Source organism: Streptomyces sp. NPDC048659, from assembly GCF_040650575.1.
GTDB lineage: Bacteria > Actinomycetota > Actinomycetes > Streptomycetales > Streptomycetaceae > Streptomyces.
The window spans coordinates 248,262-256,522 of sequence record NZ_JBEZHM010000003.1 but is presented as its reverse complement, the minus strand read 5'-3'; the positions used below and the strand labels follow the sequence as shown (position 1 = coordinate 256,522).

At 71.6% G+C, this 8,261-nt stretch carries 6 protein-coding genes; all 6 read right to left on the bottom strand.

Features of this window, described 5'->3' with window-relative positions:
* On the bottom strand, positions 1-715 hold a 715-nt coding region (pyrF, locus tag AB0C99_RS04475; RefSeq protein ID WP_362469105.1), incomplete at its 3' end, for an orotidine-5'-phosphate decarboxylase.
* 50 nt (positions 716-765) lie between these two features.
* A complete protein-coding gene (locus AB0C99_RS04470) occupies positions 766-1,875 on the bottom strand; it encodes a quinone-dependent dihydroorotate dehydrogenase (RefSeq protein ID WP_362469069.1) in 1,110 nt (369 codons plus the stop codon).
* A gap of 81 nt (positions 1,876-1,956) precedes the next feature.
* Positions 1,957-5,265 (bottom strand): carbamoyl-phosphate synthase large subunit, encoded by a 3,309-nt coding sequence (gene carB / locus AB0C99_RS04465; RefSeq protein ID WP_362469066.1) that lies wholly within the window; start codon positions 5,263-5,265, stop codon positions 1,957-1,959.
* On the bottom strand, positions 5,258-6,400 hold the full coding sequence (carA, locus tag AB0C99_RS04460; RefSeq protein WP_362469063.1) for a glutamine-hydrolyzing carbamoyl-phosphate synthase small subunit: 1,143 nt from the start codon (positions 6,398-6,400) through the stop codon (positions 5,258-5,260). Before carA ends, carB begins: the two co-directional genes overlap by 8 nt.
* Positions 6,397-6,978 (bottom strand): hypothetical protein, encoded by a 582-nt coding sequence (locus AB0C99_RS04455; protein WP_362469060.1) that lies wholly within the window; start codon positions 6,976-6,978, stop codon positions 6,397-6,399. The genes carA and AB0C99_RS04455 overlap by 4 nt, the downstream gene beginning before the upstream one ends.
* Positions 6,975-8,261, bottom strand: coding sequence for a dihydroorotase (locus tag AB0C99_RS04450; RefSeq protein WP_362469057.1), 1,287 nt, complete (start codon positions 8,259-8,261; stop codon positions 6,975-6,977). The genes AB0C99_RS04455 and AB0C99_RS04450 overlap by 4 nt, the downstream gene beginning before the upstream one ends.

The following is an 8,261-nucleotide window of genomic DNA, read 5'->3' as shown; positions in this document are numbered from 1 at the left end:
CCGCGCTGGTGATGCGCAGGGCGCCGCTCTTCGCCGTCGCCACGGCCACCGGGCTCGTGCTCCTCGGACTGCCCTTCCTCGGCGTGCGGTTCGGCGCGAGCAGCGGCCCGTCGATGTCCAGGTCGAAGGCGGACAGGTCGCCGAGGGTGGCGCCGACGACCGCGCCGAAGGAGCCCATGGGGGTCTCCCCCGCGTTCTCCGCGGCCAGGTGGGCCAGCATCGTCGCGCCGACCGTCCGGCCGTCCTCGCGCACCGCGCGCTGGACCTCGGCGCCCTCCGGGTTGGAGGTGAGGGCGAGCACGAAGAGGCCGGCGCCGGACTCGCGGGCCAGGTCGACGGCCGGCTTCAGGGAGCCGTAGCCGAGGTACGGGGAGACCGTGAGCGCGTCGGAGAACAGCGGGGCGTCCTTGCGCAGGAACGCCTCCGCGTAGGCGCCCATGGTGGAGCCGATGTCGCCGCGCTTGGCGTCCATGACGACCAGGCCGCCGGCCGCCCGCAGATCGGCGACGGCGCGCTCCAGGACGGCGACGCCCTTCGAGCCGAAGCGCTCGAAGAAGGCGGCCTGGGGCTTGAAGACGGCCACGGTGCCGGCCAGGGCCTCCACGACGGTGTACGTGAAGCGCTCCAGGCCCGCGATGTCGTCGGCGAGGCCCCAGGAGCTCAGCAGGGCGGCGTGCGGGTCGATGCCGACGCACAGCGGGCCGCGCTCGTCCATGGCGGCGCGCAGGCGGGCGCCGAACGGCGCGAGGTTCTCCTGGGTCGGGGTCACTTCTCGGCCTTTCGGTGGGCGGCGCCGACGGCCTCGGCGAGGGTGGCGTACGGGGAGGCGGCCAGGCGCGCGGCGAGGCCCTGGTGGATCGCGCGGGCGTAGAACGGGCCCTCGTAGATGAAGGCGCTGTAGCCCTGGATCAGGGTGGCGCCCGCGAGGATCCGCTGCCAGGCGTCGTCGGCGTTCTCGATGCCGCCGACGCCGATCAGGACGAGCCGGTCGCCGACGCGCGCGTACAGGCGGCTCAGGACCTCCAGGGAGCGCGCCTTGACCGGGGCGCCGGACAGGCCGCCGGTCTCCGCGATCAGCGCCGGGTCGGAGGCGAGGCCCAGGCCCTCGCGGGCGATGGTGGTGTTGGTGGCGATGATGCCGTCCAGGCCGAGCTCCAGGGCCAGGTCGGCGACGGCGTCCACGTCCTCGTCGGCGAGGTCGGGGGCGATCTTGACCAGGAGCGGGACGCGGCGGTCGGTGACGGCGCGGTCGGCGGCCTCGCGAACGGCGGTCAGCAGCGGGCGCAGCGACTCGGTGGCCTGGAGGTTGCGCAGGCCCGGGGTGTTGGGCGAGGAGACGTTGACGACGAGGTAGTCGGCGTGCCGGGCGAGCCGCTCGGTGGACTTCACGTAGTCGGCGGCGGCCTCGGCCTCGGGCACGACCTTGGTCTTGCCGATGTTGACGCCGACGACGGTCCGGAAGACCGGGTTGCGGGCGGCGAGGCGGGCGGCGACGGCGGCCGAGCCCTCGTTGTTGAAGCCCATGCGGTTGATCAGGGCGCGGTCCGGGACCAGCCGGAAGAGGCGCTTCTTGGGGTTGCCGGGCTGGGCCTCGCCGGTGACGGTGCCGATCTCGACGTGGTCGAAGCCGAGCATCGCCATGCCGTCGATGGCGACGGCGTTCTTGTCGAAGCCGGCGGCGAGGCCGAAGGGGCCGTGCATCCGCAGGCCCAGGGCCTCGGTGCGCAGCGCCTTGTGGCGGGGGGCGAGGACGGCCGCGACGAAGGTGCACAGGACCGGGACGCGCGCGGCGAGCCGGATCCAGCGGAAGGCCAGGTAGTGGGCCTTCTCGGGGTCCATCCGCTTGAAGATCAGGTTGAAGAAGAGCTTGTACATCGTCCGAAATATCCCTCGTGCGCTCATGAAGAGGGGGACACCGCGGTGTGTGCCGGTGTCCCCCCTGCTTCTCTCGGGCTGCTAGTCGCGGGCCGCGGTCAGGTGCTCCGCGTGCTCCTGGAGCGAGCGGACGCCCACGTCGCCGTGGTTGAGGGCGTCGATGCCCTGGACCGCCGCCGCCAGCGCCTGGACCGTGGTCAGGCAGGGGACGGAGCGGGCCACCGCCGCCGTGCGGATCTCGTAGCCGTCGAGGCGGCCACCGGTGCCGTACGGGGTGTTGACGATCAGGTCGACCTGGCCGTCGTGGATGAGCTGGACGATCGTCTTCTCGCCGTTCGGGCCCTCGCCCTCGGACTGCTTGCGCACGATCGTCGCGTTGATGCCGTTGCGCTTGAGGACCTCGGCGGTACCGGAGGTGGCCATCAGCTCGAAGCCGTGGGCGACCAGCTCGCGGGCCGGGAAGATCATCGAGCGCTTGTCGCGGTTGGCGACGGAGATGAACGCACGGCCCTTGGTGGGCAGCGGGCCGTAGGCGCCGGCCTGCGACTTGGCGTACGCCGTGCCGAAGACGTTGTCGATGCCCATGACCTCGCCGGTGGAGCGCATCTCCGGGCCGAGGACGGTGTCCACGCCGCGGCCGTGGATGTCGCGGAAGCGCGACCACGGCATGACGGCCTCCTTGACGGAGATCGGCGCGTCGAGCGGCAGGGTGCCGCCGTCGCCGGTCTTCGGCAGCAGGCCCTCGGCGCGCAGCTCGGCGATGGTGGCGCCGAGCGAGATGCGGGCGGCGGCCTTCGCGAGCGGCACGGCGGTCGCCTTCGAGGTGAAGGGGACCGTGCGGGAGGCGCGCGGGTTGGCCTCCAGGACGTACAGGATGTCGCCGGCCATGGCGAACTGGATGTTGATCAGGCCGCGCACGCCGACGCCCTTGGCGATGGCCTCGGTGGAGGCGCGCAGGCGCTTGATGTCGAAGCCGCCGAGGGTGATCGGGGGCAGGGCGCAGGCCGAGTCGCCGGAGTGGATGCCGGCCTCCTCGATGTGCTCCATGACGCCGCCGAGGTAGAGCTCCTCGCCGTCGTAGAGCGCGTCGACGTCGATCTCGATGGCGTCGTCGAGGAAGCGGTCGACCAGCACCGGGCGGGTCGGGGAGATCTCGGTGGACTCCGCGATGTACGACTCCAGGCGGGTCTCGTCGTAGACGATCTCCATGCCGCGGCCGCCGAGCACGTACGAGGGGCGTACGAGGACGGGGTAGCCGATCTCGTCGGCGATGGCCTTGGCCCCGGCGAAGGTGGTCGCGGTGCCGTGCTTCGGCGCGGGCAGCCCGGCCTCGGCGAGCACCCGGCCGAAGGCGCCGCGGTCCTCGGCGGCGTGGATGGCCTCCGGGGAGGTGCCGACGACCGGCACGCCGTTGTCCTTGAGCGCCTGGGCGAGGCCCAGCGGGGTCTGGCCGCCGAGCTGGACGACGACGCCGGCGATCGGGCCCGCGAGGGACTCGGCGTGGACGATCTCCAGCACGTCCTCGAGCGTCAGCGGCTCGAAGTACAGGCGGTCGGAGGTGTCGTAGTCCGTCGAGACGGTCTCGGGGTTGCAGTTGACCATCACGGTCTCGTAGCCCGCGTCGCTGAGCGCGAAGGAGGCGTGGACGCAGGAGTAGTCGAACTCGATGCCCTGGCCGATGCGGTTCGGGCCGGAGCCCAGGATGATGACCGCGGGCTTCTCGCGGGGCGCGACCTCGGTCTCCTCGTCGTACGAGGAGTAGAAGTACGGGGTCTTGGCGGCGAACTCGGCGGCGCAGGTGTCGACCGTCTTGTAGACCGGGCGGACGCCGAGGGCGTGCCGGACCTCGCGGACGACGTCCTCGCGCAGGCCGCGGATCTCGGCGATCTGGGCGTCGGAGAAGCCGTGGCGCTTGGCCTCGGCGAGGAGCTCGGGCTCCAGCTTCTCGGCGGCGGCCAGCTCGTCGGCGATCTCCTTGATGAGGAAGAGCTGGTCGACGAACCAGGGGTCGATCTTGGTGGCCTCGAAGACCTCCTCGGGGGTGGCGCCCGCGCGGATGGCCCGCATGACGGTGTTGATGCGCCCGTCGGTGGGGCGGACCGCCTCGCGGAGCAGCTCGGCCTTGTCGCCGGTCTCGCCGGTGAAGGCGAACTGCGAGCCCTTCTTCTCCAGGGAGCGCAGGGCCTTCTGGAGGGCCTCGGTGAAGTTGCGGCCGATCGCCATGGCCTCGCCGACCGACTTCATGGTCGTGGTCAGCGTGGAGTCGGCGGAGGGGAACTTCTCGAAGGCGAAGCGCGGGGCCTTGACGACGACGTAGTCGAGGGTCGGCTCGAAGGAGGCCGGCGTCTTCTCGGTGATGTCGTTGGGGATCTCGTCCAGCGTGTAGCCGACGGCGAGCCGGGCGGCGATCTTGGCGATCGGGAAGCCGGTGGCCTTGGAGGCGAGCGCGGAGGAGCGGGAGACGCGCGGGTTCATCTCGATGACGATGATCCGGCCGTCGACCGGGTCGATCGCGAACTGGATGTTGCAGCCGCCGGTGTCGACGCCGACCTCGCGGATGATCGCGATGCCGATGTCGCGCAGCCGCTGGTACTCGCGGTCGGTGAGGGTCATCGCCGGGGCGACGGTGATGGAGTCGCCGGTGTGGACGCCCATCGGGTCGAAGTTCTCGATGGAGCAGACGACCACGACGTTGTCGTTCTTGTCGCGCATCAGCTCCAGCTCGTACTCCTTCCAGCCGAGGATGGACTCCTCCAGGAGCACCTCGGTGGTCGGGGAGAGCGTGAGGCCCTGGCCGGCGATGCGGCGCAGCTCGTCCTCGTCGTGGGCGAAGCCGGAGCCGGCGCCGCCCATGGTGAAGGAGGGGCGCACGACGACGGGGTAGCCGCCGAGGGTGTCGACGCCCTTGATGACGTCGTCCATGGTGTGGCAGATGACCGAGCGGGCGGACTCGCCGTAGCCGATCTTGGCCTTGACGGCCTCGACGACGCCCTTGAAGAGGTCGCGGTCCTCGCCCTTGTGGATGGCCTCGACGTTGGCGCCGATGAGCTCCACGCCGTACTTTTCCAGGACGCCCTGCTCGTGCATGGAGATCGCGGTGTTGAGCGCGGTCTGGCCGCCGAGGGTGGGCAGGAGGGCGTCGGGGCGCTCCTTGGCGATGATCTTCTCGACGAACTCGGGGGTGATCGGCTCGACGTAGGTGGCGTCGGCGATCTCCGGGTCGGTCATGATCGTGGCCGGGTTGGAGTTGACCAGGATGACCCGCAGGCCCTCGGCCTTGAGGATGCGGCACGCCTGGGTGCCGGAGTAGTCGAACTCCGCGGCCTGGCCGATGACGATCGGGCCGGAGCCGATGACCAGGACGGACTGGATATCGGTGCGCTTAGGCACGCTCGGCCTCCATCAGGGAAACGAAACGGTCGAAGAGGTACGCGGCGTCGTGCGGGCCGGCGGCCGCTTCGGGGTGGTACTGGACGGAGAAGGCCGGCTGGTCGAGCAGCTGGAGGCCCTCGACGACGTCGTCGTTCAGGCAGACGTGGGAGACCTCGACCCGCCCGAAGGGGGTGTCGGACACCTTGTCGAGGGGCGCGTCGACGGCGAAGCCGTGGTTGTGCGCGGTGACCTCGACCTTGCCGGTGGTGCGGTCCTGGACAGGCTGGTTGATGCCCCGGTGGCCGTACTTCAGCTTGTACGTGCCGAAGCCGAGCGAGCGGCCCAGGATCTGGTTGCCGAAGCAGATGCCGAAGAGCGGGGTCTTGCGGCGCAGGACCTCCTGCATGACGGCGACGGGGCCGTCGGCGGTGGCCGGGTCGCCCGGGCCGTTGGAGAAGAACACGCCGTCGGGGTCGACGGCGTAGACGTCCTCGGCGGTGGCGGTGGCGGGCAGCACGTGGACCTCGATGCCGCGCTCGGCCATCCGGTGCGGGGTCATGCCCTTGATGCCGAGGTCGACGGCGGCGACGGTGAACTTCTTCTCACCGATCGCGGGGACGACGTACGTCTCCTTGGTGGCGACCTCGGCGGAGAGGTCGGCGCCCTTCATCTCGGGCTGCTGCCGCACCTCGGCGAGCATGGTGCCCTCGTCGGGGAGCGCGCTGCCGGAGAAGATGCCGACGCGCATGGCGCCGCTCTCGCGCAGGTGGCGGGTGAGGGCGCGGGTGTCGATGCCCTGGATGCCGACGACGCCCTGCGTGCGCAGCTCCTCGTCGAGGGAGCGCTTGGCGCGCCAGTTGGAGGAGACGCGCGCGGGGTCGCGGACGACGTAGCCGGCGACCCAGATGCGGGAGGACTCGGGGTCCTCGTCGTTCACGCCGGTGTTGCCGACGTGCGGGGCGGTCATCACGACGACCTGGCGGTGGTACGACGGGTCGGTGAGGGTCTCCTGGTAGCCGGTCATGCCGGTGGAGAACACGGCCTCGCCGAAGGTCTCCCCCACGGCCCCGTAGGCGCGGCCGCGGAAGATGCGGCCGTCCTCCAGGACGAGTACGGCGGGAACCTTGTCGGCTCCCCTGGTGGAGGTCGTCATCGTGCGCCTTCCGTCGTGTTTGCGTGGTTCGTGGTGCTCATGGAGTTGATGGCCTCGACCCAGGCGGCGTGCTCGGCCGCGTGGTCGGAGCGGAAGCCGGAGTCGAGCAGGGTGTCGCCGTGCTCCCAGGTGACGACCAGCAGGCCGCCCTCGGTGAGGACCTTGCCGGCGATGCCCTTGTCGAGGCGGGCCTCGCGCAGGGCGGCGGCCGGGATCAGGAAGTCCTGGGCGCCGGGGCGGACGACCGTGACGCCCTGGTCCGTCAGGGTGAGCTCGGCTCGGCTGCGGACGCCCAGGCCGTGGGCGACGATCCGGTCGAGCCACTGCCCGGCGGTGGTCGAGCCGTGGTAGCGGCCGGCCAGCGTGAGCTTCGCCTCACCGGGCCCGGCGGGCTCGGCGGGCGGCTCGGGCAGGGCCGGGAGGCCGGACTGGAGGCTGCCGCGCCACTTCCATCCCTGGCGCATCAGCCAGTAGACGAAGACGACGAACAGCAGCAGTCCCACGACCCAGCCGATGCGGCCGGCCCAGTCGGTGACCTCGGCGGACTTGCGTTCGGCCAGTTGGATGAGAGGTGTCACGCGAGCTTCCCGTCGACGAGCGTTGCCCGGCCCCGCAGGAACGTGTGGGTGACCCGCCCCGGCAGCTCGCGGCCCTCGTAGGGGGTGTTGCGGCTGCGGGAGGCGAAGTCGGCGGGGTCCACGACACCACGGTAAGCCGGATCCACCAGCGTCAGGTTGGCGGGCTCACCTGCCGAGACGGGGCGGCCGTGCCCGGTGGCCCGCCCGATGGCGGCCGGCTTGACGGACATCCGGTCGGCGACGCCGGCCCAGTCGAGCAGCCCGGTCTCCACCATCGTCTGCTGGACGACGGAGAGCGCGGTCTCCAGGCCGACCATGCCCATGGCGGCGGCGGCCCACTCGCAGTCCTTGTCCTCGTGCGGGTGCGGGGCGTGGTCGGTGGCGACGATGTCGATCGTGCCGTCGGCCAGCGCCTCGCGCAGCGCCAGGACGTCCCGCTCGGTGCGCAGCGGCGGGTTCACCTTGTAGACCGGGTTGTACGACCGTACGAGCTCGTCCGTGAGGAGGAGGTGGTGCGGGGTGACCTCGGCGGTGACGTCGATGCCGCGGGACTTGGCCCAGCGGACGATCTCGACGGAGCCGGCGGTGGAGAGGTGGCAGATGTGGACCCGGGAGCCGACGTGCTCGGCGAGCAGGACGTCGCGGGCGATGATCGACTCCTCCGCGACGGCCGGCCAGCCGCCGAGGCCGAGCTCGGCGGAGACGACGCCCTCGTTCATCTGGGCGCCCTCGGTGAGGCGGGGCTCCTGGGCGTGCTGGGCGACGACGCCGCCGAACGCCTTCACGTACTCCAGGGCGCGGCGCATGATCACGGCGTCGTCGACGCACTTGCCGTCGTCGGAGAAGACGGTGACGCCGGCGGCGGAGTCGTGCATGGCGCCGAGCTCGGCGAGCTTCTTGCCCTCCAGGCCGACGGTGACGGCGCCGATGGGCTGCACGTCGCAGTAGCCGTGCTCGCGGCCGAGGCGGTAGACCTGCTCGACGACGCCGGCGGTGTCGGCGACCGGGTGGGTGTTGGCCATGGCGAAGACGGCCGTGTAGCCGCCGGAGGCGGCGGCGCGGGTGCCGGTGAGGACGGTCTCGGAGTCCTCGCGGCCCGGCTCGCGCAGGTGGGTGTGCAGGTCGACGAGGCCCGGCAGCAGGATCTGCCCCTCCGCCTCGATGACCTGGGCGCCCTCGGCCGACAGGCCGGTGCCGATCTCTGCGATGGTCTCGCCGTCGATCAGGACGTCCTGGGCCTCGCCGCCGAGCACCTTCGCACCGCGGATCAGGATCTTGCTCAT